The following is a 25,390-nucleotide window of genomic DNA, read 5'->3' as shown; positions in this document are numbered from 1 at the left end:
GGGCTACCTATCTATTTATGCGATAAATATGAAATAAATGCATTTTTGATGAGAATGGAATGGATCAAGCTGAAAAAGTTACAGGATGATTAGAGACAGCATTCTGTAGACAGGTCTGCATATATTCAGCATAAACAGATAACTTTTCATAAACATGCTCTGCATAGAACATGTCTTCGACCAATTGCGTGGCTTGTTCTTGGTTGTAACTTCCATTCACACTGAGTAACTGCGCATTGAGTTTGGATAACTTTTCACACAATTCGATATAGCTTTGATCTTTATGTTTAAACAATAACTTACGCATATTTAATTCAGCACTGTCCATCATCTTGTCTAATGGATTAGTCTGAATACAATAGATTTTGATCTTAAAAAACTGCGCAATTGCAGCAATTTTTTGCATATCAACATTTAAATGGGTGATTAAAAAAATTTGAGTCACATCAGCTCTGCACAAGGCGTTTAGCAAGGCATAATAAAAAAACTCAATATCATCTAGGTCATTGTCATGCAGATCCAAATAGATATTTAAAGCTTGCAGCACATCATCAATTTTTAGGTGCGGTTTTTTCTCTGCCTGATAGTAACGGCTTAATAGATTCAGTACAGACGCGGTCGCTTGGCTATGGTAGATAGTGGTTTGATTTAAATTCCCTAGAATAAATGGCGCAAATAAGTAAGCCAAACTAGATTGTTCATGCTGAATTGCCGACTGTACAATATAGTTTGCTTTCGCCTTGGAAAGCTCGCGCAAGACTTTTGCTCGGAGTAGTGTTGCTTCTAAATTCACGAATTTCTGTGTCAGCTTCTTTTTCAACTTCGCTGAAAAAGCTCCCTGTTCAACTATCTCAGGAATTTTATTCAGACTTTCTGTAACAAACATTTCATCACCATCCAGATTGATTCATATTTGTTATTTTGATTCTTTTTCAAATCAGCAGTAGCTACAGAATTGTGCTGTATAAATATAACAGAGTATTTTTATCTACTTTCTCTGTTATATTTTATATAACATATTTTTGTACCTACATCTTGAATTCTGTGTCCTGCAAAATCTTGATAATTATTCAAAGTAGGTAGTTTTGATGAAACGATCTATAATTTTTTATAACACTAAAATAAATAGTGTTGATTTAAAAAATCTCAGAAACCCATGTCTAAAATGGGAGGTCCTATGAGCCTCGGTTTAACCGCACTTGAACTCGCACGAATTCAATTTGCCTTTACAGTTTCATTTCACATCATTTTTCCCGCTACTTCGATTGGCTTGGCCTGCTTTCTAGCACTGCTGGAATGGAAATGGCTGCGCACCCAAAACCCAATTTATAAAGATCTGTTCAAATACTGGATTAAGATCTTTGCCGTCGCCTTTGCCATGGGGGTCGTATCAGGCATAGTCATGGCGTATCAGTTCGGTACCAACTGGAGTGAATTTTCTCGAATTGCTGGTTCAGTCACTGGTCCATTGCTGACTTATGAAGTGCTAAGCGCCTTTTTCCTTGAAGCTGGCTTTCTCGGCATCATGCTGTTCGGTTGGGGGCGTGTTGGTCCTAAGGCACATTTTTTTGCTACCTTGATGGTCGCCATTGGTACCTGTATTTCTATGTTCTGGATTTTATCGTCCAACAGTTGGATGCAGACCCCACAAGGCTTTGCCATTGAAAATGGTATTATTGTTCCATCTGACTGGTGGGCAATTGTGTTTAACCCATCCTTCCCCTATCGCTTTGCCCATATGGCAACCGCAGCTTTCCTTGTATCTTCATTATTGGTTGTTGGTACAGCTGCTTGGCATTTATTCAAAGGTCGTCGCGATGAGTTAGTCAAGAAATCCTTCTCTATGGGACTTTGGATGGTACTCGTAACTTCATGCCTGCAAGTGGTGATTGGGGATCAGCATGGTCTGAATACCCTTGAGCATCAACCGACTAAATTGGCTGCAATTGAGGGTCACTGGGAAACCAACCATGATCATGGTATGCCGTTACTGTTATTCGCTTTACCCGATATGGAGAATGAACGTAATGCCTTTGAACTAGGCATCCCAAACTTAGGTAGCTTAATTTTAACCCATTCTATGGATGGCAAAGTCACTGGCTTAAAAGACTTTGCCCCTGAAGATCGTCCACCTGTTCCAATCGTGTTCTGGAGTTTCCGCGTGATGGTGGGACTCGGCATGCTCATGGTGTTGATGTCACTGACTGCTTTATGGTTACGTAAACAAGACCGATTATATGAAAGCCGCTGGTTTCATAAGTTTGCTACCGTTATGGGACCCACAGGTTATATCGCCTTGCTCGCAGGTTGGGTCACCACGGAAGTCGGCAGACAGCCTTGGGTGGTCTATGGAGTAATTCGTACTCAGCATGGATTATCACATACCGTGACTGCAGAACAAGTGGGTCTTAGTCTGATTATTTTTGTACTGGTCTATACCGTCGTTTTCGGCACAGGCATCTATTACATGCTGAAATTAATCAAGGTAGGTCCTTTACATATAGACAGTGTTGATCAGCAACTTGCAGGTCCTGGGCACTTTAAAACGCCAATGCGACCATTGAGTGCTGTTGATGAAACAATTGATGGTTCAGCAAGCCAAACACCTGAAAATAAGGAGCAGCATCATGATTGATCTTGCATTAGTCTGGGTCGGTATCATTGGCTTAGGTGTATTGATTTACGTGGTTATGGATGGCTTTGATCTGGGCATAGGCATACTGTTTCCATTTATTCAAGGGCATCAAGAACGCGACGTGATGATGAACACCGTTGCCCCTGTCTGGGATGGCAACGAAACTTGGATGGTCTTGGGTGGTGCAGGTTTATTTGCTGCCTTTCCGCTAGTCTATTCCACCGTGTTATCTGCCTTGTATTTACCGATCATTTTTATGGTAGTGGCTTTAATTTTCCGAGGCGTGGCTTTCGAATTCCGCTTTAAGGCCCACCGTAGCAAGCCGCTATGGGATCAAGCATTTATTTGGGGTTCATTCTTTTCTAGCTTCTTCCAAGGAGTTATTCTGGGAGCTTATATTCAAGGAATTGAAACACAAAATGGCATTTATAGCGGTGGCACACTCGACTGGCTGACTCCATTCTCTTTGTTTGTGGGCTTGGGTGTAGTTATCATGTATAGCGCATTAGGCTGCGCATGGCTCATCATGAAAACCGAGGCAGATTTACAAGCAAAAATGTATAGGCTGATGCCTAAGCTAATTATTACCTTATTAATTGTCTTTGGTGCAGTCAGTATCTACACACCCATCAGCCATCCTGAAATTGCACAGCGCTGGTTTAGCTTACCAAATCTGTTCTATTTCAGCCCTGTACCGGTGTTGGTACTGATCTGTTCTGGGCTTATTTTGAAAGCATGTGCACAGCAAAAAGATGCTCAACCCTTTGTTTTAACGCTGGGTCTGGTATTTTTAGCCTTTACGGGTTTTGTAATTAGTTTATGGCCCAACATCATTCCACCAACTATTTCCATCTGGCAAGCTGCTGCTCCTGAATCAAGTATGAAATTTGCACTGGTAGGTGCTGTCATTCTAATTCCGATTATTCTGGTTTATACCTTTTTATCCTACTGGGTGTTCCGTGACAAAGTGCGTATTGGTGATGAAGGCTATCATTAAGCAAGGTGACCCTGATGAAAAAAATGCAAAATCGTTTGAATCCTACAACATGGTTCATCTTATTATGGTGTTTTGGTTTCCTATCCCTAGGCTTAATTGCAGGAATTTTTAGACTGCTACTCAGCTTGGCTTATTAAAAGCATCTTTGATAAAACCTCGGATAGCCATGCAATCATGGCTATCCCCTTCTCATATGAGCATGTCCTTATGTATAAATCAGAACAACTCGCCTTAAGCCTCAAACATCTTATTGAAACAGGGACTTGGAAAACAGATGAGAAACTTCCTTCTTTAAGACAACAAGTCGAAATTTCTGGGTTTAGCTTAATTACAGTAATGAACGCCTATCAGGAACTGGAAGCACAAGGGCTGATCTATTCAAAAGAAAAATTAGGTTACTTTGTTACAGAGAATCCCTTACAAACTGCACTCGCAAAAAGAGTCATTGTGAATGAAAAAATTGAGATTAACTCACTGGTATTTCGTTATTTAAAATCCATTCAATCTGAAAAAATCATTCCCTTAGGAAGTGCTTTTCCCGATAGCCAACTGCTTTATTCTCCAAAACTAATGCAGACTTTAGCACAACAGGCAAAATACCGTGTTGGTTATGAGCAGATGCCGAGTTTACCACCTGGAAACTACGAGCTCAGAAAACTAATTGCTCAACGCTATTGTATGCAAGGCATTCCCACCGATCCCTCTGACATTGTGATTACCTCAGGTGGTCTAGATGCTTTAAATCTGTCTTTAAGAGCCATGACTCAAGCAGGTGATTATATTCTTCTGCAAGAAACTATTTTCTATGGAGCTTGGCAAGTTGCTGAAAATCTGGGCTTAAAGGTCATTACCATTCCAGAACACCCAGAACATGGATTGGATTTGGAGGCCTTTAAGAAAGCCATTACAAGCTATCCAATTAAAGTCTGTCTATTGATGCTGAACAGCCATAATCCGATTGGATTTACAGTCAGTGATGAGATTAAATTCGAATTGGCTAAACTGTTACACCAGCATGAAATTTATTTGATTGAAGATGATGTCTATGAAGAGCTTTATTATGATCAAAAACGACCGCTATCCATGAAGTATTATGATCAACAAAACTTAGTCTTGCACTGCTCTTCTTTTTCCAAAACTTTGGGAGCAGGTTTCCGTGTTGGTTGGGTTTATGCGGGAAAATTTTCTGAACATATACAACATCTACAATTAATGAGTACCATCTCTGTCAACTCTTTCATTCAAAATGCTTTAGTCGATTATCTCTCACATCGTCATTATGAAAAACATTTAAAAGGTCTTCGTACAACCTTAAAAAAGCTTAAAAATCAATATTATCAATATCTCAGCAAGAACTTACCCGAAAATTGTACTATCCATTATTATCCATCGGGCTATTTTCTGTGGGTAACACTACCTGAAGAAGTAGACAGCAGCAGCATTTATGAAAAAATGATTCGAAAAGATATTGGTATTTCCCCAAGTATTCTTTTTTATCGCAAGAATAAAAAGCATAACCACATTCGTATCAATTGTTCTTTTGAAATGAATGAAACCATCATTCAAGCACTTGATCTCTTGATTGAACAGATTTCAATGATGCTGGATGATCTGCATCTTTGAATCAATCGCGATTGAGGAAATAACTAAGCCTATCTCTCTAAATAAAGTAAGATCCCATTAAACCTAACTTTATTGGGTTGGATTCTGTGTTTTTTATGTTTTTAGATTACTTTATTACAACCATGGAGCATTCCTGTTACTTCATTTTGCTCAGATTTGGACTGATGATACAACAGTGCTTTGTATATGATATAAAATAATTTTATAGGCTAACCTAAACCGCCCAGATTTTATCCTCACTGCCAGCAACAAAAATCTATCTTAAAACCATTCAGCACTGAACTTGAATTTTATCTAGACACAATTCAAGTTCATTATTTTAAATACTCAGTTGCCCTTTAGCATTACGGACTTCTTTAGGAGAACGACCAAACCAGCGTTTGGTGGCACGACTTAAAGCAGATTGTTCAGAAAATCCTAAGATATTGGCCAACTGACTCATCGGAATTTTTGTTTCCCACAAATACTGTAAGGCAAGCTCTTTACGAATTTCGTCCTTAATCTCATCAAAACTTGTCCCTTCACTGGCAAGCTTACGCTGTAGAGTACGTGGATGTAAGCCCAACATAGCTGCGATGCGAATTTTATCTGCACGCGGTGTGGCTAAATGAATTCTTAAAGCTTTGCGTACACTAGAACTGACCATTTCAGCAGGATTTCGAAAGTGCCGAGTAATATAATCTTGTGCGATTTCCCGTAAGGCAGGATTACTGCTGTGTGGCTGACTTTCAAGGGTTCGTCTATGTAAATGTAATGCTGCTCTTTCTTGATTAACCAAAATAGGCGCACCAAAAAAACGTTGATATTCACTAATTGCAGCAATAGGTTTATGTGGTAAGGAAACGGCCTTTAATTCATAGTTTTCAGCAGCAAGCCATTTTAAAATACGATGGGTAGTCCCCAAACAGTTATCAATCGTTTGCCGCTGGGGTGCATAGCCATTGATTTGAATTTCAAATATAACTTCTGCGGCATCTTCAAAAAGTGGACTAGGTTGGTTTAGTGACATCACCAAACCTGGACCATGCAAAAACATAAAATCTGAAGTGTATTCAATCACACCACGTATAGACGATGCGCTTTGGAGAATAATCCCTAAAACCCCTAAAACACTGATGTCCTGATGGCGCGAAACACGTAACCCCAAATCTGGACATTGCGCAATTGCTGCAGTTTGCTCAAACAAATTTATGACGCTTCTTTGGCTTAGCCAAGCATCATCCTGTTTGAGTTGATCCAGCGTAATATTGTGCTGTGCGAGTAGCGGTTCTGGGTCAAAATTCAGATCTTGCATGACCTCAAGATAACCACGAATACCACTGGCATGTACCATAATTGTCATGTCTTCTAGAGTTAAATATCTGTCTCCTAAAGTCAAGTTTAAATTTGATCAACCGCTAGTATTAAAGAAGGAAAAAAACAAAAGCGACAAGGAGCCGCAAAATGCAAATGGAATATGATGTAGTCATCATCGGAGCAGGTTTAGGTGGAATTGGCATGGGATGCCAACTTTTACAACAGAACCCCAATAAATCATTCACAATATTAGAGCGCCGACAAGCACTAGGTGGAACGTGGGATCTGTTTCGCTATCCAGGCATTCGCTCAGACTCAGACGTGATTAGCTTTGGCTATAAATTCAGTCCGTGGAATAGCGATAAAGTGCTTGGGTAATCCCCCCTAAAAATAATAGGACTTAAAAGTAGAATTTTCTCTTAAGATACAAGCAGGAGATTCTGCATGAAAACATCTAAATTTACTGACAGCCAGATCATGTCCATCTTGAAGCAAGCGGAGTCTGGCACACCTGTTGCGGCCCTTTGTCGTGAACATGGTATGAGTAATGCAACCTTCTATAAATGGCGTGCTAAATATGGCGGCATGGATACATCTTTGATGGCACGGCTGAAAGAGTTGGAAACAGAAAATACCAGACTGAAAAAAATGTATGCTGAAGAGCGATTAAAAGCAGAAATTATTCAGGAAGCGATGTCAAAAAAGTGGTAAAGCCATCTTGTCGACGTCAGATGGCTCAACAGGCAGTGGCCCAACATGCTGTTAGTATCCGTTTAGCTTGCACTGCATTTGGCATAAGTGAAACCTGCTACCGTTATCAGGCTAGACTCAGTGATGACAATGTGCTCATTGCAGAACGGCTCATTGAACTCACTGAGGAAAATACCGATTGGGGCTTTGGTCTATGCTTCTCGTATTTACGGCATGTTGAGAGTCACTGCTGGAATCACAAGCGGGTTTATCGCATTTACTGTGAGTTGGCACTGAATCTGCGTATTAAACCGAGAAGAAGACTAAAACGACATGTGCCTGAACCACTGAAAGAGCCAATACGTGCAAATCAGGTTTGGTCACTGGATTTTATGCATGATCAACTTTCCGATGGTCGCAAGTTTCGATTATTGAATGTGATTGATGATTACCGCCGCGAAGGCCTAGCCATTGAAGCAGGGTTCTCATTGCCCACAATTAGGGTCATTCGTACGTTGAATCAATTGCTGGAGTGGAGAGAAAAACCGTTAGTGATCCGATGTGATAATGGCCCCGAGTTTATCAGTCACGAATTTGTGCGCTGGGCTACTGAGCACGGTATTCGTATTGAATATATTCAACCGGGTAAGCCACAGCAGAATGCGTATATTGAACGATATAATCGGACTATACGTTATAGTTGGCTGAGCAAGCATTTGTTTGATACGTTAGAAGAAGTTCAGGATTACGCAACTGATTGGCTGTGGCATTACAATCATGAAAGACCACACCAAGCTAACAAAGGAAGGCCACCTCTAATGGCTGCTTAACCTCTACTTTTAACTTCGGTTATTTATGGGAGGATTACCCTTGCTGCGGGTGAGTCGATTAAGCAGTATTTGCAAGAAACAGCTCAGAAATTTAAGATTGATCAAAAAATTCGTTACGGCATCAAAATTATCTCTGCTAATTTTTCAACCCAAACCAATAAATGGACGGTAGAAACGGTTAATGAAACAACGGGAGAAAGTTGCCAATTTAACTGTAATTATCTCATTGCTGCAACGGGTTACTACAACCATGACCAAGGTTATACGCCTAAGTTTGAAGGTTTTGAAAACTTTAAAGGCCAAATCGTTCATCCACAGCACTGGCCTGAGAATTTAGACTATAGCAATAAGCGGGTCGTGGTGATTGGTAGCGGTGCGACAGCGGTGACTTTAATTCCTGCAATGGCCAATGATACTGCACATATCACCATGTTACAGCGCTCACCAAGCTATGTCATTAACGTGCCAAATACAGACAAACTGGTCGATGCTTGTCGAAAAGTCCTGTCTGAAAAACTGGTGTATAAAATTTTCCGTAAGCGTAATATTTTTATGCAGCGCAGTATTTATAAAGTCTGTCGTCGCTTCCCGAAACAAATGCGTTCATTCTTGCTTTCAAATGTTCAAAAAGCCTTGGGTGATCAATATGATATGTCCCACTTTACACCAGAATATATGCCTTGGGATGAGCGTCTCTGTGCCATTCCAGACAACGATTTATTTGACGTGATTCGTGACGGCAAAGCATCTGTTGTGACCGATCAAATTGAGCATTTCACTGAAAATGGTATTTTGCTCAAATCGGGTAAAACCCTAGAAGCAGACATCATTGTGACAGCAACAGGTCTTGAATTACAGTTGTTTGGTGGTATTCAACTTTTTGTAGATCAAGAGCAGATCAAACCTAATGAGAAAATGAGCTACAAAGGTACATTAATTGAAGATGTCCCGAATTTTGCTTACTTATTTGGTTATACCAATGCACCGTGGACCTTAAAAATTGATTTATCCAGCGACTATATTTGTCGTTTAATCAATGAGCTCGATATTCGTCAAATGACGGCAGTCAAACCTGTTGCACCTGCAAATGAAAAAACAAGCAACAGTATTGTTCACGGTATGCGATCAGGTTATGTACAGCGTGGAGATTGGGTCTTGCCGCGCCAAGGTAAATCTACCGAGTGGTTTGTAAGCCATAACTTCGAAAAAGATGAAGCGATGTATAACTTGCCAATCGAAAGCCAGCATCTGGTTTGGACTAGCGCTGCGCAACAGCCTAAAGCGAAGGCTAAATCAAAAGTAGCTTAAGCCATCATTGATCATAGATTCATATGGAGATTCTTCATATGAATCTAGTGTGAACAACAAAAAATGGAAAATAATGATGAAAACTTCACAACTCAATTTTATCAGTCAAGGCACACGTTGCACGGGCACACTCCAGTTACCTGAATGTAATCGTAAAGCCCCCGTGATTATCATGGCGCAAGGCTTTGGTCTGATTAAAGAAGTGGGGCTCCCCCAATTTGCTGAACGCTTTGTTGCACAAGGCTATGCTGTATTTTCTTTTGATTATCGAGGTTTTGGCGAAAGTGAAGGCCACCCACGTCATTGGGTCAGTCCAAAACGTCATTTAGAAGACTGGAAAGCGGCATTAGACTTTATCAGAACACTGACCACAGTGGATACCCAACAAGTAATTCTGTGGGGCTATTCATTTTCTGGCGGACATGCGATTCAAACTGCTGCCGCTGATGGTCAAGTGAAAGCCGTTATTTTACAAGCTCCCCATGTCGATGGCCGATCAAGTTTAAAAGGTGTGCCATTTTCTAAGCTGGCAAAACTAAGCCTAGCAGGATTCATGGATCTATTTGGTGGCTTGGTTAATAAACCAGTTTATCGTCCGATTATTGGTCGTGAAAACGATATTGCTGCTATGACGGCTCCCGAGGCGTGGGACGGATATCTATCTCAAATCCCAGAGAATGCCAATTGGGAAAACAAAACCCGTGCACGTATTTTCTTAGAAGTTGCAAATTACAATCCAACTCGTTTTGTGCATAAATTGACGATGTCTACTTTGGTAATTTCAGGACAGCGCGATAGTATTATTCCCGAAGCATTGATTCGTAAAGCTGTGCAGAAAATGCCGAATGCTCAATACTTCATGCTGAACAGTAACCATTTTGAATTCTGCGAAGGTGATGTTTTTGAAAAGAACATTGCATTACAGCTCGAATTTTTAAAAGAAAATGTTCCTACTCATTCAATTGCAGCAGTGGCTTAAAAGAGAGGCTTCACGCCTCTCTTTTTTCTAAATTCGTACCACAAATCATACTGACCCTGTTACTGTTTCAATGTTCATAGCGCAAATTTTTTTCAAATTATAAATACCTCAACGCGCCTTTGATTGTTCATCATGCTTAAAAATAAATTTGGTTTTATATGATTGAGTTCGATTCTAGGCAATACGATAGTTTGACTCTTCTGGAATACGTTGCAATCCCTGACGTTGCTTTTTAAAGTATGGAAGAACGTGTTCACCAAGACGGTATGACTCTTCAAGATGTGGATAGCCAGCAAGAAAGAATAACTCTATGCCAATGCTATTGTATTCTTCAATACGCTCAATAATCTGTTGGTAGCTGCCTACCAAAGCAACACCGGGTGGCCACCAATATATCCAAATCCAGACCAAACATTTGGATGGATAAAAAAGTCGCTAACATTTTTACTGCCATCTTTTTCAGTATACTCTTTTTCAAAGCTTAATACCCGCGCTGAGCGTAAACCCGCATGGGCTGCCGCCGCGTGTAAACGTTGCTTTTCAGCAGCTTCATCAAGAAAGCGCTGTGCTTCAGCCAATGCTTCTTGTTCAGTACGGCGAGCAATGGTATCGATCGATAGACCAAATTTTATATTTTCACGACCATATTTTTTTGCACGACTACGTACGTCTGCAATAAATGCGGCAATTTCTGCTGGTTTTTCAGCTCGCATTAAATAATAGTCGGCATGTTTTGCTCCAAACTCGCGAGCAGCTTCCGAAGAACCTGCTGTGCAAATAATGGGAAGGCTTGCTTTAAGTGGATATTTTAAACCACCGCCTTCTACAAAATAGTACTTTCCTTTATAGTGAAATGAAGGATTATTCCAATATCCTTTTACAACATCTAGAAACTCTGTAGCATACGCATAACGTTCATCATGTGGTAAGTCATCGCCTAACCCAATCTATAATTTTTAAAATTACTCCTCAGCCCTTTAAATAGTGCCATTATTTACTTCTGATGGTTAAATTCAATCCTAACCATTTGGCCACCAACAACATTTGTCCGACGTAACTCAACTTTTCCGTGATATAAATCGACAATTTGCTTAACAATCGATAAGCCGAGGCTACTGTCAATAATGACGCTGTTTTGATTCACTCTATAAAATCTTTGGAAAATCAGAGGTGTTTTGTGCTTCATCCAAACCAATTTCATTATCCTCAATCTGTACAAAATGGCTTTGTTGCATAAAGCCTTTAAAGATAGAACATTTCTAAGTCACTCAAATTTAAGTGATAACTTGGGTATGAGGTCTGCTTAATTCTGCAAAAAGAAGCACTTTTGCTCAGCTATTTACACTATTACTGTATCTCATACAAATATATCCAAAGACTGACTAATCAATGGAGCGACCGTCATATCGTGTCTGACTTTGATTCAATATGCTTATTGTCTGAATAACTGCAATTCGTACGCGATGTGCGATTCAGGAAGAAGAAGGCAATAACTGCAGACAAAAGAGTAATGACGATCAAAACATGAGTCAGACTCTGGAAAGCATTGGTATAACTCGAGAGAAGAAGGTTGCGATTCATCTCAGGTAACATTGCAGATGCAGAAGAGAGATCGCCTACCGCAATATGCTGTGATGCTTCCGTGATTCGTAAAGCTGTAACAGAGCTCGCACTATTTGATAATAAAAACTGTAGCCTCATGCTAGCGAAAGTCGACAGCAAAGCTATGGTAATGGCCAGCGCAACACCCTCGCTCGCAACTCGCGTGGTATTAAAAATACCAGTCGCCATCCCTGCCCTTTCTATAGGCACGACACTGATTGCAAGCCCGTCCATGAGTCCCCACGGCATACCAGCGCCAATCCCAATAAGTAACATTGCAATGATGACGGCATACCCAGAGTGACCATCGTTGATCAAGCCAAGCAAATAAAGCCCAATGGCAGCGATTAAAAAACCAATTCCGCACAGAACACTGGCTGAGACCCAGCGTGTCAACGAAGCAACCAGCATGGGGATCACAAGCAGTGGTGCCGATAAAGCCAGCATCAACTGACCTGCTTCGATTTCAGAATAGCCACCAACGCCAATAAAGCGCAGCGGTAATAGTACAATCAACACGATATAACAATAACAAGTTCCGATAGGCAGCATCTGCACGCCTATAAAACGTGGATAACGAAACAAACTGAGATCAAGCATTGGTTTCGTCACCCGTAGTTCAATTAAAATAAAGATGACCGACAAAACCAATGAGGCAATCAATAAAGTCATCACCTTTGGACTCATCCAGCCACTTTCAGGCACCTTAATGACACTAAATGTGAAAAGCGTCAAAGCCCCTGTAAAGGTCAGCATGCCTAACCAGTCGAATCCTGTCGCATCGGGATCACGTGTTTCACGCATTTGTGACATTCCCAAAATCAGTGCCACAGTACCAATGCCTGCAATTGCAAAGAAAATTGACGGCCAACCAAATATGTCAATCAATGCACCGGCCATTAGAGGACCGAAAGCAAGGCCTACCCCAAAGCTTGTGCCCAGCATACTGAAAGCGCGTGTACGCGCATGTCCCTCGAACTCCTGTGCCAGCGCAGATGAACCACCAGACAGCGCTGCCGCTGCAGCGGCTCCCTGTATGGCACGTAATACATCAAGCCATGCTACAGTCGAGCACACGCTTAAAACTAGCGAAGTAATAATGAATAATGCCATACCCAGAATAAACATCCGTTTCCGACCAAATTTATCGGCCAAGGCCCCAGCGGCCATTAACAGACTGCCAAAACTTAACATAAAAGCGTTGGTGATCCATGTAAGGGCTGTGGCACTACCGCCCAAAGTATGGCCAATCATAGGCGTTGCAACTACTCCTCCGGTAAAGCTCAATGGCAGGACTACCGCAGCAAGGCAGATCGAAACCAGAATGAGCACTTTGCTGCGGTCAGTGGTGAAAGTCGCATTTGTCATGGAAATACCTATTTTGAAAAGGATGGATTCAGTGAATGGATTGCTATGATGAGTATAAATTCGACTTAATATTAGATAAATACGATATAATTCCACTTATAATCGAATAAAATTCTATAATTAATCGAGTATTTCATGGATAACTTTAATGGAATTGTCTACTTCGTAAAAACAGCTGAAGCACTCAGCTTTGTCGGCGCTGCCCGCGCACTCGGTGTTTCAGCATCTGCTGTGGGTAAAAGTATTGCTAAGCTTGAACAAACGATGGGAGTACGATTGTTTCAGCGCAGCACGCGCAAAGTTCATTTGACTGCTGAAGGTGAGATGTTCTATCAGCGTTGTCGATCAATCTTGGACGATCTCGACGAAGCACAGGCCATGCTGTCGCATGCCATTCAGACACCACGCGGTAAGCTACGATTAAGCTTGCCGACCATTGGTTACCACTTCTTACTTCCTGAGCTGCCTGAATTTCGCCGACTTTATCCAGAAATTGAGCTAGACATTGATTTTAATGACCAACTTGTCGATGTCATCAAGGAGGGGTTTGATATCGTCATACGTAGTGGAGATCTACCAGATTCCAAACTGATGTCGCAGCGGTTAGGGACGTGTCGCCACGTATTGTGTGCAGCGCCTGCATATCTGGCACATAGGGGCATCCCACGCACACCTGTTGAATTGGAACAGCATGACTGCATACGTTATCGCTTTCCGACTACTGGGAAGCTCATGGCATGGACGATGTCAGCAGATCCCCTCTGGTCACAACTACGGCTAAATACCATCTTAACGTTTAACAACATGGAGGCTGTATTGACTGCTACGATTGATGGGCACGGGATTGCTTACATGCCTGATTTCTTGGTGCATAAAGCTTTCGACGAGGGAAAGCTTCAAATTGTATTGAATAATGCCGAACGGGAACTCGTTCAGTTCTGGGCATTATGGCCGTCAAACCGTCATCTTTCTCCCAAAATCAGGGCTTTTGTGGATTTTATTTCAAAGAAGTTGTTTAGACTAAACTGGCTTTGTTGAACAAAGATTTAAAAATTAAGATTTCCTATATCTACTCAAATTTAAATGGCAATTTGGGTGTGAGCTCGGCCTAATTCCGTAAATTCATTTAAGACTTGAGCAGCATTGCTGCGCAAGGTGCATGCATCTCATTGACTTGGCTTTGAAAGTTTCTCGCACTGATCCATTCACCTTCACCTAAAAACTTTAAGCCAGTGGAGTCGACGAGTAGATGAAGACCATCACTACTTTTTTGATAGCTAATCGCAATATCAATATGCTTTTGTTTTCTGCAAAGGGTAGAATAATCCAGAGCGGTCCAGTTCAAACCAGATCGTTTAATGAGACTTTGAACAAAACCAGTAGCCATCCTTAAAGAAAGTCTAAATAGAGATTTAATCATCAAACAACTTTGGATAGCTGTATCGGAATAGGTCTGATTTCGACAAAGCTCGGTTGTTATAGGAGGACAAATTGGCTGTACGATAGGTTTTCGGTGCAGACTTCTTCTTTTTGAAATTATATTGCTGAAGGAACCTTTAAAATAGATTTGTGCAACAAAGCCGTTTCAATCTTTTCCAACATTTCTTTTCTCTTTTGTACATTCAACTGAATTTGTTACCATATTCAACCTGAGTAGAATTGAACTATCCCACACCCCTTCAAAAATGATTATGCCTTAAAACAAGTTACACTAAAAGGTATACTTTTCTATTGGATTAGATAGGATTAATTCAGAATAAATAGGATCTGGTTGGACAGTCAGACTTGTTTTAAAATTTAATTAATTGTTTAAATTTAAGGATTTAGCATAGATGAACATGCAAGAAATCATAGCTGACATATCTTCCCACACTCCTATGATGCAACAGTACTTAAAAGTCAAAATGCAGCATCCTCATGCCTTAATGTTTTATCGTATGGGTGATTTCTACGAACTTTTTTTTGACGATGCACATAAAGCAGCCAAACTACTCGGCATTACGCTCACCCATCGAGGCAAAACCAATGGCAATCCAATTCCAATGGCAGGCGTACCCTTTCATGCCGCAGAAGGTTATCTGGCGCGTTTAGTCAAAAAAGGCGAAACCGTTGTAATTTGCGAGCAAGTTGGCGAAGTCACAGGCAAAGGCCCTGTAGATCGTCAGGTGGTTCGTATTCTCACCCCTGGTACACTCACTGATGATGCCTTACTCAATAGTCATCAATCTTCGAATTTGGTTGCACTATGCTTACAGCAAAACCAAATTGGTATTGCCCTACTCGACTTAAGTGCAGGTATTTTTAAAGTCCAACAACAGGATTTCAAGCTAGAACAATTGAGCATCGAACTGGCACGTCTTATGCCAAGTGAAATTCTAGTCGATGAAGATATTATTGACCCCAATATTTTAGAACAAGTCAAAAAACAACTCGACTGTCCTGTGACTAAGCGCCCCAATGTAGACTTTAATTTAAATAATGCGCAAAAAACCTTGTGTGATCAGCTTGGGGTTTCAACGCTTTCTGGTTTTGGGATTGATCATTTGCCGTTGGCAAAAGCTGCGGCGGCTGCGCTGATTCATTATGCCAAAGAAACACAAAAAACTGCATTACCACATATCCGCAGTATTCAGTTAGAACAAAGCAGTGACTTTATTGCACTAGATCCTGTAACACGTCGCAACTTAGAAATTGTGGATCCGTTATTCGAGCATGGAACTTCATTGTTTCAACTCATCAATGATTGCCAAACCGCTATGGGAAGTCGGTTATTAAGCCGTACCCTCATGCAACCACTACGCGATACAGCTCTGCTCGATGCACGTCTTGATGCTATTCAGGCTTTCATTGATGGCTATCATGAAGCTCCTATTCGATTAGTCCTAAAAGAAATTGGGGACATTGAACGTGTGCTTAGCCGTGTTGCTCTCGGAAGTGCGCGTCCACGCGACTTGGTACAACTGCGTCAAGCGAGCGCCCAGCTTCCATTTTTACGCCATGCTTTAAACCCAGTTGTGACCAATCAGCAATCTCGATTGGTTCAACAGTTAAATGAGGAATTGGGTGATTTTAATGGTTTATACCAGCGCCTCCTCGCAGCAATTGTAGAAAATCCACCTGTGCTGTTACGTGATGGCAATGTCATAGCAGAAGGGTTTGACAGTGAACTGGATGAATTACGCAAAATACGTGACCATGCTGGGCAGTTCCTGATCGATTTAGAAATTAAAGAGCGTGAACAATCGGGTATTCCTACCCTGAAAATCGGCTATAACCGTGTCAGTGGCTATTACATAGAGTTAACTCGTGCTCAGGCAGAACAGGCACCCGAACACTATATTCGCCGTCAGACCCTCAAAAATGCCGAACGCTATATCACGCCAGAACTGAAAAGTTTTGAAGATAAAGTGTTATCCAGTGAATCTCGTGCTTTAGCGCGTGAAAAAATGCTATTTGAAATGCTTTTAGATGAGCTACGTCAAGATATTGCAAATTTACAAGTTATGAGCGCAGCCATCGCTCAAATTGATTTGCTCAGTAACTTTGCACATCAAGCCCGTTTAAGAAACTGGTCTCGACCCGAATTTAGCCCAGAAACGGGCATCAAAATTATGGCGGGTCGTCATCCTGTAGTCGAAGCATTAAGTAAAACTGCATTTACGCCGAATGACACCCATTTGGATTATGCACATCGCATGGCAATTATCACTGGTCCTAACATGGGTGGTAAATCGACCTTTATGCGTCAAACCGCATTAATTAGTTTACTGGCTTATTGTGGTAGTTTTGTCCCTGCGCAGTCCGCTACATTAGGTCCGATTGACCGTATTTTTACCCGTATTGGGTCTGCCGATGATTTATCGACAGGCAAATCGACCTTTATGGTGGAAATGACCGAAACTTCGCAAATTCTGCATCATGCCACCAACCAATCCTTGGTGCTCATGGATGAAGTGGGTCGTGGAACCAGTACCTATGACGGCTTGTCCTTGGCTTGGGCTTGTGTTTTAGACCTAAGTAAACGAGTGAAATGCTTATGCTTGTTTGCCACCCATTACTTTGAACTGACTGAACTGAGTAAAGAATCGGGCATTTACAATTATCATGTCAGCGCCAAAGAACTGAATGGTAATTTGATTTTGCTGCATAAAGTACAACAAGGTCCTGCCAGTCAGAGTCATGGCCTACAAGTCGCAAAATTAGCGGGTATTCCTACGAATGTGATTAAAGAAGCGCAAAACCGTTTAAGAATTTTAGAGCGCCAACAGCAACAGCACGTCAATACGGCGGTACAACGTGATTTATTTGCACCTGCCGTGCAAGCGGAGCCTAATATTATTGAACGCGTTGTTGAAGTTGAAAAAGTCTCTCCAGCACTGGAAATTTTAAAAGCGTTAGATGTCGATAACCTAACCCCACGTGAAGCTTTACAGCATTTGTATCAACTGAAAGAACAATTAGAAAGTTAAGCTTTTAAAAAAGGTCGGTTGAATATCACCGACCTTTTCATTTTGAGCATCACTTCACTCATCGAGATTGCTCAAGTTTCCACGTTAAGTTTTGTTGTACGGCAGGCCATTCATTTTTCAAAATACTGTATACATAGGTATCACGTAAAATATCATCCTGCACGATTTGATGGCTTCTTAACACACCATCTAATTTCGCCCCTAAGCGTTCAATTGCAGCACGACTTTTCAAATTAAAAGACGATGTTCTGAACTCAACGGCAATACAGTTTAATATTTCAAATGCATGCTTAAGCAGTAATTGCTTCGCCTCTGTATTCACAGCACTCCGCTGAACAGATTGTCTATACCATGTTGAACCAATTTCCACGCGACGATGTTCAGCAACCACGTTCATATAGCTGGTCATGCCAAGGATCTGACCACTGTGCTGTTCAATCACCACAAAGGGCAACATACTTCCCCTCTGCTGCAACTCAAGTCGTCTTTTTATCTCGCTATGTATAAGTTCAGGTTTAGGAATAAAGGTATACCAAAGTTTCCAGAGTTCACCATCACACACAGCTTCTCTCAGTGCTAACTCATGCTCTAAACTTAAGGGTTCCAATTTAATGTTTTTACCCACCAAAGTGACTGGCTTTAACCACGACATGTTTCATCTTCCTTTAGAGTTAATTTTTGGATGCTGCCACTTGGTACATTGCTTTGCTTATCTCCCGCTGTCCTGTTGTAGATAATGCATGTGCGACACCCACTATATCTCGATGCTCTTTATTCTGCCCCAATTTGGATTTGCCCTGAATTTTGGTAATTTCAATCTCTATCCCCACGATGGCTTTTAACATCGTTTCTATATAATCTTTTGGCGCATCTGACATTTTCCATGGTTCAGCTTGCATGGCTTCATGGGTACGGGTTAAACGTGCCACCACTCCACGTACATAACGCTCATCATCACGTATTTTCAACTTGCCATGCGCATGAACTACTCGATAGTTCCAAGTCGGTACTTGCTGGTGATGCTCTTGTTTACTCGGATACCATTGTGGCGAAATATAGACATCACCTGCTCGAAAGACTACCAGCACTTCATCACCATCTTGAACTTCTTGCCAAACTGGATTTTTCCTTGCTACATGTGCATGCAGTACACCCAATTCAGTCACCTCAGTATCAAGTTCAAAAGGCAGATGATTCGCATCTAAACCACTTTGCCCATGCGTTAGCAAAATTCCCAAAGGATATTGTTGTATGAGTTCATGCAGGATATCTATTTGTGTTTCTTCAAATTCAACGGGGACGTACATGGTCTATAACTCCTCTTATGTTCCTAATCTCAGTCTGTATTTCCTGTTGTAAATTTTCAGTTTTAATTGGATTATAAAAAAGAACCAGTTTATCTAAATTTTAGTAGACCAGAATTATGGCAAGAATGACCAAAGTAATAGATCTTCCATCGATGACAAAACTGAATAAGGCGAATGGGCAGATCAGCACTCAACTCATTCATATTTTTAGAGCAGCCGTTCAACAGGGTGATTTACAATCTGGTGATGCCTTACCCTCTTCCCGTGAGCTAGCACAAACATTAAATGTTGCCCGGGGTACTGTGATTGAAGCTTATGAGCAACTTATCGCAGAAGGTGTATTTGAATCTCATGCCCGAAAAGGGACTTTTGTTTCACAAACTTTAAACCATTCGACTACAGAGACGTTAAAAAGAGAAAAACAAGAAACCGACATCCCGCTTACATCAGCTGCACAAGCATTTGCAGAAATACTCAAAGAATTTAGACCATTACCGCATCGACCTTTTGCCGTTTCTGTGCCCACAGGCCGTACTCAACCGAATGATATGTGGCGGAAATATGGCAATCAATACCGTGCCCGTGGCATAGCAGCACCGTCAAGTTATGATGATCCACAAGGCATATTGTCTTTACGCATTGCTATTGCTGATTATGTTCGGCGTTCGCGTTCTGTGCATTGTGACCCTGCACAAATTGTGATTACTAGCGGAATCCAACAAGCACTTTATATTTGCAGTCAAATTTTATTCAATGCGAATGATACCGTTTGGGTTGAAGATCCTGCTTACCGTGGGACTACAGCCATACTTGAGCATTCATTACATCATTTAAAAATCATACGTGTACCTGTTGATGAAGAAGGCATTCAAGTCAATATAGGTCGTACACTTGCGGAAAATGCCCGTGCTGCATTTGTGACTCCTTCTCATCAATACCCGATCGGTATGCCGATGAGCTTAGCAAGACGAACCGCATTACTCGCATGGGCAAAACAGCAGAATGCTTGGATTATTGAAGATGATTACGACAGCGAACTTCGCTACAGTGGCCAACCGTTTCCTGCACTACAAGGCATGGCATCGGATCAAGTCATATATTTGGGTACGTTTAGCAAAGTCCTTTTTCCATCATTACGTTTAGGTTATGCCATTCTGCCAAAAAAACTGGTTGCTGCATTTTGTGGGCTAAGAGCATTGATTGACCGTCACCCACCTTCAGCCGATCAGCATGTATTGGCAGCCTTTATTCAAGAAGGTCATTTAGAAAGACATATTCGGCGTATACGAAAAGTTTATGCAGAAAATCGTCTGCAATTAATCGATATGATAGAACGCCACATACCAAAACACCTTGGCGTTTTACAGTCAGGTGATCAAGGTATGCATATGTTGCTATGGCTAGCCGATCATTTAGATGACCGTGCTATTGCCCAATCAGCACTTGAGAGCGAAATTTCAATTAAAGCCATTTCACCCACTTATTCAAATCAAACGAAACGTTCTGGACTTATACTCGGATTAGGAGACTTTGATATTCAACAAATGGAGCACGCTATAACTCAGTTGGCAAAAATCATTCAACACCATGACAGATAAAAAAATGAAAGAGACTATTGAAGCTTATAGCGCCTTATTGAATAGGTACTTTTGTTTGAATGAACTACTTTTTTAATGGTATATCGATGACTTTCTAGGCAAAAAAATTAAGAATTTAATCATTCAGGTACTTACTTTAACTTTGAAATTTTTCATTTCCAATATACTCTGTAATTTTATTACGCCATAATACGAAAACCAAAAAATACCGTAACAAACTGTTTTTTATAATTTATTTTATATATAAACAATATTTATGTCAGTTTCTCAAATATATTATTGCTATCAATTATCATTTACTTAAATGTATGTCACGCATTTAAATAACAAATATCAATAAAAGCAATTGTTAGTTATCCCCATTTTTGCCTAAAATACGGGATGAGTAATTAAAACCATATTATTTAGGTAGCTGTCGCCATGACCTTTGTTGTCACTGAAAACTGTATTAAATGTAAATATCAAGACTGTGTAGAAGTTTGCCCTGTTGACTGTTTCTACGAAGGTCCTAACTTCTTGGTGATTAACCCAGATGAATGTATCGACTGTGCATTATGCGAACCAGAATGCCCTGCAAATGCAATTTTCTCTGAAGATGAGTTGCCAGAAGGTCAAGAAGTATTTATCGAACTAAATGCAGAACTTGCACAAAAATGGCCAAACATTACTCAAATTGGTGACCAACCTGCCGACCGTGAAGAATGGAATGGTAAGGCAGACAAGTTACAATATCTTGAAAAATAAGCCATAAAAAAAGATCAGCAATTGCTGATCTTTTTTTATACCAAAAACACACATTTGATTGCAAATTTTCCAAATTTACTCCCCCCTTTTCGATTAAAATAAGCACCTATATTTCTAAGCATTTGATTTTCATACATGAAGCAATTTTTCAAGGGCGTGCTCAGTTTGAGTATCATCCCTCTGGTTATGATCGGATGTAGTTCATCTCCTCATAAATCTGGGCAAGGCACACCTCATGGAAAACGGATTTTCATTCCTCACGAACGTGTAAGCGTCGAACGCCCAATCCCTCCTAAAATTATTCCATATACCTATAATAGTTGGGTCGCTGCCAGTGATAACTTGCGACGCGTACGTGAATATGAAGTTTTCCTAGAAAAAAATAATGTCGGGAATATTATTCCGACTTTTGAATTATTACGTACCGCACGTGACTGGCAAAAGTGTGGACGTTCTCAATATATGATTCCAACTCGTGAGTTGTGGGCAAATCAGATCCCCACACTTAAGGTTTTTAAATATCTTGTCGCATCCAAAGTATTAACCGACTTTGAAGTCACGTCTGTTTACCGTGACTTAACGCTAAACCAATGTGCTGGGGGTGCAAGCTCTTCACGCCACTTGTTTAATTCAGCAATCGACTTCCGTATTGGCCCCGAATATCCACAACCGGAAGATTACACGTTTATTGAAAATACCAAATTTAAGCTGTGTCAGTTCTGGGAACAATATGGTCAAAGTCTCAATATGGGTCTAGGTTTGTATGCTTCTGGACAAATCCATATTGATACTCAAGGCTTTCGTACTTGGGGGCCTGATTTAAGTCGTTCCTCATCCATGTGTAATTATTAACATGTATTCCATGACAGAGGTCTAAGCACCTCTGTCTTTTATTTTCAGTGATTAATATTCTGAGAGAATTGAACTCTGTCTAGAAATGTTTAAAATGCACTGATTCGATATTTAGGCGCTAAGATTATGCAAGAAATGTGGTCAGAGATTGATGATTTTATCGATTCACATTTAATTCCTGAAGACCCAATTCTGTTACAAACACTTGAAAATACAGCTCAAAAAGGTTTTCCTGATCATCTAGCTGTTGCTCCTAATCAAGGCATGTTGTTGCAAATGCTTATTCAAATGAATCAATGTAAACGTGTCCTAGAGCTTGGCACATTTGCAGCTTACAGTACTATGTGGCTAGCACGTGCACTGCCTAAAGATGGTTATATTCTTACCATTGAAGGACGTGATACTCATGCAGCATTAGGTCAAGAAAATATTGACCGCGCGAATTTGCCACAAACCATTGAACTGAAAGTCGGACGCGCTGCTGACGTACTTAAAGCACTTCCAGCAGATTTTGAACCTTTTGATTTTATTTTTATTGATGCAGATAAACAAAGCTATCCCGAATACTTAGAACTCAGCTTAGACTTATCTCACTCAGGCACCATTATTGTGCTCGATAATGTGATTCGTGCTGGTGATATTGTGAATCCAGAAAATCATAAGCCAAGTATAGAAGGTATTCGAGAAACTTTTGTGCGTTTAAAAAACCATCCAAGATTACTGTCTTGCACAGCGTTACAGACGGTTGGCAGTAAAGGGCATGATGGTTTTGCAATTGCGATTGTAAAATAGCAATCAAAGCACAAAAAACACTCTATTGTATTTTTAATTTAAAATACAAGCACTTACAAATATTGTCCATATAGTTATCCACATTTAATGCGGATAACTATAAATTTACGTAATCCATTCTAAATTCTTATTTTGCAACCAAGAGTGGAACTGTTGAATTTCTGAATATTGTGGTGGTAATACTTCCTAAAAAGAATTGGTGAATCTTGCTGTGGCTAAATGCCCCCATAACCACTAATTTAATATCATGTTCTCGCTGATATTCCAAGATGTTTTCTGAAACATCGCCATAACGGTATTCAACAACAACATCTAAACCCGCATCTCTTAAGAACTGTGAGGGTTCATTTAAAATTTCGGGATGATCTCCAACATAAAGTAAATGACATTGTAACAAGCGCAATAAATCACTTTGCGCAATTCGATGCATCATCTTGGTACAGGTAGGAGAATATTCATAAGCAAAAATAAAGCGAGTCGGCGGTACAAACTTCTCTCCAACTGTTAGTACAGTACTACTTACACCACGAATAAAGTTTTCAACATTGCCACCAATAGGTTTATTCCGCTCTGCCGAGCGCTCACCCACCCGACCAATCACAGCAATATCATCTTCTTTAAGTACATGAAAACTTTGTTCTAGAAAATCACCTTTTTCCTGAATATGGGTCGCATCTAAACCATATTTATCTTTGACCATTTCAGAAATATGATTGAGTAGGTTGTTGCTATAATCAAGTGCTAGTTGGCTTTGTTTCTGCTCAAGTTCAGCAAGCTCTTTGAGTAACATTGCATTACTTTCAAAACCAATGACTCCGCTAATTTCACCTAAATGGTAACTGGCAGGATAGTAGTCCAACACTTGTAATAACACGAGTTCGCGTTGTGTTTGTTTTGCAATCCAAGCTGCTGCTTCTGCGACGGCATTGATGCAGGGAGAAGAATCTATACACGCTATTACCCGTTTCATTGTTCGCCTCTCAATTAGTCTCTAGGGACTATAGGTCTAGTTGTTGTATCTAAAGTTAGCACATCTAGTGATGAGTTGGCATCTTTTGTGTAACCGAGATCGATGAAAAATATACAATTATTCTATTCACGGTAACGAATAAAGCGGGCTGGATTACCTGCCACAACTTCTCTTTCCCCGATATCTTTGGTGACCATACTTTGCATTCCAACAATTGCATAATCCCCTATCTTGACACCATCTTTTACCCCGACATGCGCCCCCAACCAAACATCACGGCCAATTTCAATTCCTTGTGAGCGTACAGGTTGCTGGTAAATAGGTTGATCTAACTGCATGCCATGGTCAAAAGCATAAAGATGACTGTAAGCAGCAACACGTACTTGATCATGCAATTTAATCCCGACTCGCCCACCATCTAAAATACAGTGATGATTAATGGCAACTTCATTACCAATGTCCAGTGGTCCATGCAAGGTACAATCTGCGGCAATAAAACAATTATCACCAATCTTGATGGTACGTCCACGCTCCGCAAAAATATGGGCCAAAGGAGAAATAAAACAGTTCTTGCCAATCTCAACCGTTTCCATTTCTCTCAAATATTGTTGATATTCATTTTGCCATTGTTCCGCCCATGCACGATGTTTCGGCTTTAAAGTCCAGTAAAGCCAAGGCATGTAATTAAGTCGGTGTTTATGCTGTTCACGATATTTCAGTAATGGATCTTGTTCACTCATGCTGTTCTTCCACTAACTTAAGTTGTTCACGACCACGAGTGACATCCCGAATTTTGTCTGCCAATTCTGGAATTTGGTGAACTTGTAACTGTAGCTCGACAACAACTCCCTCCGCAGTATATTGCTCTTGAAAATCAATTCCCTGATGTTGCATTTCATATTTAAAGATCGACCACTCCGAAAACTGACAACCAAAATATGCCTTTTTCTTCTCGATTAATTCAATTTTCTCTGCTAGAAGTAAACATTGTCCCGCACTACCGCCATAGGCACGTACCAAACCACCTGTGCCCAACTTTATTCCGCCATACCAACGGTTCACGAGTACCAGCACATTCGTCAGCTCATTGCCTTCTATCGTTGCCAATATAGGGCGTCCCGCTGTACCGGAAGGTTCACCATCATCATTAAAGCGAACCTGATGCCCAATTTTCCATGCCCAACATTGATGGGTCGTCGTGATATCTTTGTTTGCTTCAAGAAACGTTTTTACAGCTTCTTCATTTTCGACAGGAACAGCTATCGCTTGAAAACGGCTTTTCTTTATTTCTTCTTCATAACTGACTTGGGCTGCGATAGTGAATGGCATA

22 protein-coding genes and 3 pseudogenes are annotated in these 25,390 nt (G+C 40.7%); 15 read left to right on the top strand and 10 right to left on the bottom strand.

Annotated features, from left to right (window positions below; translation table 11 throughout):
* Positions 1-64: 64 nt before the first annotated feature.
* Positions 65-886: a hypothetical protein gene (locus C3F34_RS14380; RefSeq protein ID WP_104441936.1), complete on the bottom strand. Its 822-nt coding sequence runs from the start codon at positions 884-886 to the stop codon at positions 65-67.
* A gap of 291 nt (positions 887-1,177) precedes the next feature.
* Between C3F34_RS14380 and C3F34_RS14375 the strand changes: the two genes are divergently transcribed.
* The 4 genes from C3F34_RS14375 (at position 1,178) to C3F34_RS14360 (ending at position 5,255) form a co-directional block, all read left to right on the top strand.
* A complete protein-coding gene (locus C3F34_RS14375) occupies positions 1,178-2,635 on the top strand; it encodes a cytochrome ubiquinol oxidase subunit I (RefSeq protein WP_044737983.1) in 1,458 nt (485 codons plus the stop codon).
* Positions 2,628-3,632, top strand: a complete 1,005-nt coding sequence (gene cydB, locus C3F34_RS14370) for a cytochrome d ubiquinol oxidase subunit II (protein ID WP_044737982.1) — start codon at positions 2,628-2,630, stop codon at positions 3,630-3,632. Before C3F34_RS14375 ends, cydB begins: the two co-directional genes overlap by 8 nt.
* Before the next feature lie 14 nt (positions 3,633-3,646).
* Positions 3,647-3,769 (top strand): DUF2474 family protein, encoded by a 123-nt coding sequence (locus C3F34_RS14365; protein ID WP_104441935.1) that lies wholly within the window; start codon positions 3,647-3,649, stop codon positions 3,767-3,769.
* A gap of 70 nt (positions 3,770-3,839) precedes the next feature.
* Positions 3,840-5,255 (top strand): PLP-dependent aminotransferase family protein, encoded by a 1,416-nt coding sequence (locus C3F34_RS14360; protein WP_104441934.1) that lies wholly within the window; start codon positions 3,840-3,842, stop codon positions 5,253-5,255.
* Between the two features lie 319 nt (positions 5,256-5,574).
* On the opposite strand, the gene C3F34_RS14355 is transcribed toward C3F34_RS14360, so the two are convergent.
* Complete coding sequence (locus C3F34_RS14355) at positions 5,575-6,597, bottom strand: AraC family transcriptional regulator (RefSeq protein ID WP_104441933.1); 1,023 nt, start codon at positions 6,595-6,597, stop codon at positions 5,575-5,577.
* A gap of 101 nt (positions 6,598-6,698) precedes the next feature.
* On the opposite strand from C3F34_RS14355, the gene C3F34_RS14350 reads away from it, so the two are divergent.
* From C3F34_RS14350 to C3F34_RS14335, 4 genes are all read left to right on the top strand, one after another.
* Positions 6,699-6,929: an NAD(P)-binding protein gene (locus tag C3F34_RS14350; RefSeq protein WP_228155308.1), complete on the top strand. Its 231-nt coding sequence runs from the start codon at positions 6,699-6,701 to the stop codon at positions 6,927-6,929.
* Between the two features lie 66 nt (positions 6,930-6,995).
* Positions 6,996-8,071 (top strand): IS3 family transposase gene (locus tag C3F34_RS14345; protein WP_104440995.1). Its coding sequence is split into 2 segments (ribosomal slippage): positions 6,996-7,248 and positions 7,248-8,071, totalling 1,077 coding nucleotides; the frame shifts between segments, so codons are not numbered across the junction.
* Between the two features lie 69 nt (positions 8,072-8,140).
* The gene (locus tag C3F34_RS14340; protein WP_265735180.1) at positions 8,141-9,379 is read left to right on the top strand and encodes a flavin-containing monooxygenase; all 1,239 of its coding nucleotides are present in this window, start codon (positions 8,141-8,143) and stop codon (positions 9,377-9,379) included.
* A gap of 73 nt (positions 9,380-9,452) precedes the next feature.
* Complete coding sequence (locus C3F34_RS14335) at positions 9,453-10,358, top strand: alpha/beta hydrolase (protein WP_158654365.1); 906 nt, start codon at positions 9,453-9,455, stop codon at positions 10,356-10,358.
* A 174-nt stretch (positions 10,359-10,532) separates the two neighbouring features.
* On the opposite strand, the pseudogene C3F34_RS14330 reads toward C3F34_RS14335, so the two are convergent.
* Together C3F34_RS14330 and C3F34_RS14320 are read right to left on the bottom strand one after the other, a co-directional pair.
* A pseudogene (locus tag C3F34_RS14330) lies at positions 10,533-11,299 on the bottom strand (LLM class flavin-dependent oxidoreductase); the annotation flags it as partial.
* Positions 11,300-11,759: 460 nt separating this feature from the next.
* Complete coding sequence (locus C3F34_RS14320; protein WP_104441931.1) at positions 11,760-13,328, bottom strand: MFS transporter; 1,569 nt, start codon at positions 13,326-13,328, stop codon at positions 11,760-11,762.
* Between the two features lie 135 nt (positions 13,329-13,463).
* On the opposite strand from C3F34_RS14320, the pseudogene C3F34_RS20830 reads away from it, so the two are divergent.
* Positions 13,464-13,592, top strand: a pseudogene (locus tag C3F34_RS20830) (LysR family transcriptional regulator); the annotation flags it as partial.
* Positions 13,593-14,366, top strand: coding sequence for a LysR substrate-binding domain-containing protein (locus C3F34_RS14315; RefSeq protein ID WP_265735179.1), 774 nt, complete (start codon positions 13,593-13,595; stop codon positions 14,364-14,366). It abuts the pseudogene before it with no gap.
* A gap of 163 nt (positions 14,367-14,529) precedes the next feature.
* Here the strand turns inward: C3F34_RS14315 and C3F34_RS14310 are convergent.
* Positions 14,530-14,818: pseudogene (locus C3F34_RS14310) on the bottom strand (transposase); the annotation flags it as partial.
* A 342-nt stretch (positions 14,819-15,160) separates the two neighbouring features.
* Here C3F34_RS14310 and mutS point away from each other — a divergent pair.
* Entirely contained in the window at positions 15,161-17,797 is a 2,637-nt protein-coding gene (gene mutS / locus C3F34_RS14305) for a DNA mismatch repair protein MutS (RefSeq protein WP_044737944.1), read from the top strand.
* Between the two features lie 58 nt (positions 17,798-17,855).
* On the opposite strand, the gene C3F34_RS14300 is transcribed toward mutS, so the two are convergent.
* Together C3F34_RS14300 and C3F34_RS14295 are read right to left on the bottom strand one after the other, a co-directional pair.
* Complete coding sequence (locus C3F34_RS14300; protein WP_016166503.1) at positions 17,856-18,449, bottom strand: GNAT family N-acetyltransferase; 594 nt, start codon at positions 18,447-18,449, stop codon at positions 17,856-17,858.
* Positions 18,450-18,468: 19 nt separating this feature from the next.
* Positions 18,469-19,104 (bottom strand): FMN-binding negative transcriptional regulator, encoded by a 636-nt coding sequence (locus C3F34_RS14295; protein WP_044737943.1) that lies wholly within the window; start codon positions 19,102-19,104, stop codon positions 18,469-18,471.
* Between the two features lie 116 nt (positions 19,105-19,220).
* Between C3F34_RS14295 and C3F34_RS14290 the strand changes: the two genes are divergently transcribed.
* The 4 genes from C3F34_RS14290 to C3F34_RS14275 all read left to right on the top strand — a co-directional run bounded on the left by C3F34_RS14290 (position 19,221) and on the right by C3F34_RS14275 (position 23,090).
* Positions 19,221-20,702, top strand: coding sequence for a PLP-dependent aminotransferase family protein (locus tag C3F34_RS14290; protein WP_044737942.1), 1,482 nt, complete (start codon positions 19,221-19,223; stop codon positions 20,700-20,702).
* Positions 20,703-21,122: 420 nt separating this feature from the next.
* On the top strand, positions 21,123-21,446 hold the full coding sequence (fdxA, locus tag C3F34_RS14285; RefSeq protein ID WP_004938070.1) for a ferredoxin FdxA: 324 nt from the start codon (positions 21,123-21,125) through the stop codon (positions 21,444-21,446).
* A 135-nt stretch (positions 21,447-21,581) separates the two neighbouring features.
* A complete protein-coding gene (locus tag C3F34_RS14280; protein WP_044737941.1) occupies positions 21,582-22,298 on the top strand; it encodes a D-Ala-D-Ala carboxypeptidase family metallohydrolase in 717 nt (238 codons plus the stop codon).
* Between the two features lie 126 nt (positions 22,299-22,424).
* Complete coding sequence (locus C3F34_RS14275) at positions 22,425-23,090, top strand: O-methyltransferase (RefSeq protein ID WP_044737940.1); 666 nt, start codon at positions 22,425-22,427, stop codon at positions 23,088-23,090.
* Positions 23,091-23,217: 127 nt separating this feature from the next.
* On the opposite strand, the gene C3F34_RS14270 is transcribed toward C3F34_RS14275, so the two are convergent.
* From C3F34_RS14270 to C3F34_RS14260, 3 genes are all read right to left on the bottom strand, one after another.
* The gene (locus tag C3F34_RS14270) at positions 23,218-24,060 is read right to left on the bottom strand and encodes a universal stress protein (protein ID WP_044737939.1); all 843 of its coding nucleotides are present in this window, start codon (positions 24,058-24,060) and stop codon (positions 23,218-23,220) included.
* A 122-nt stretch (positions 24,061-24,182) separates the two neighbouring features.
* Complete coding sequence (locus C3F34_RS14265; protein WP_044737938.1) at positions 24,183-24,800, bottom strand: DapH/DapD/GlmU-related protein; 618 nt, start codon at positions 24,798-24,800, stop codon at positions 24,183-24,185.
* Complete coding sequence (locus C3F34_RS14260; protein WP_044737937.1) at positions 24,793-25,389, bottom strand: IMPACT family protein; 597 nt, start codon at positions 25,387-25,389, stop codon at positions 24,793-24,795. The genes C3F34_RS14265 and C3F34_RS14260 overlap by 8 nt, the downstream gene beginning before the upstream one ends.
* Position 25,390: the final 1 nt, after the last annotated feature.

The sequence above is a fragment of the Acinetobacter sp. ACNIH2 genome (assembly GCF_002934965.1).
Lineage (GTDB): Bacteria > Pseudomonadota > Gammaproteobacteria > Pseudomonadales > Moraxellaceae > Acinetobacter > Acinetobacter tandoii.
The sequence above is the reverse complement of the archived record's forward strand: the minus strand, read 5'-3'. Positions and strand labels throughout refer to the sequence as shown.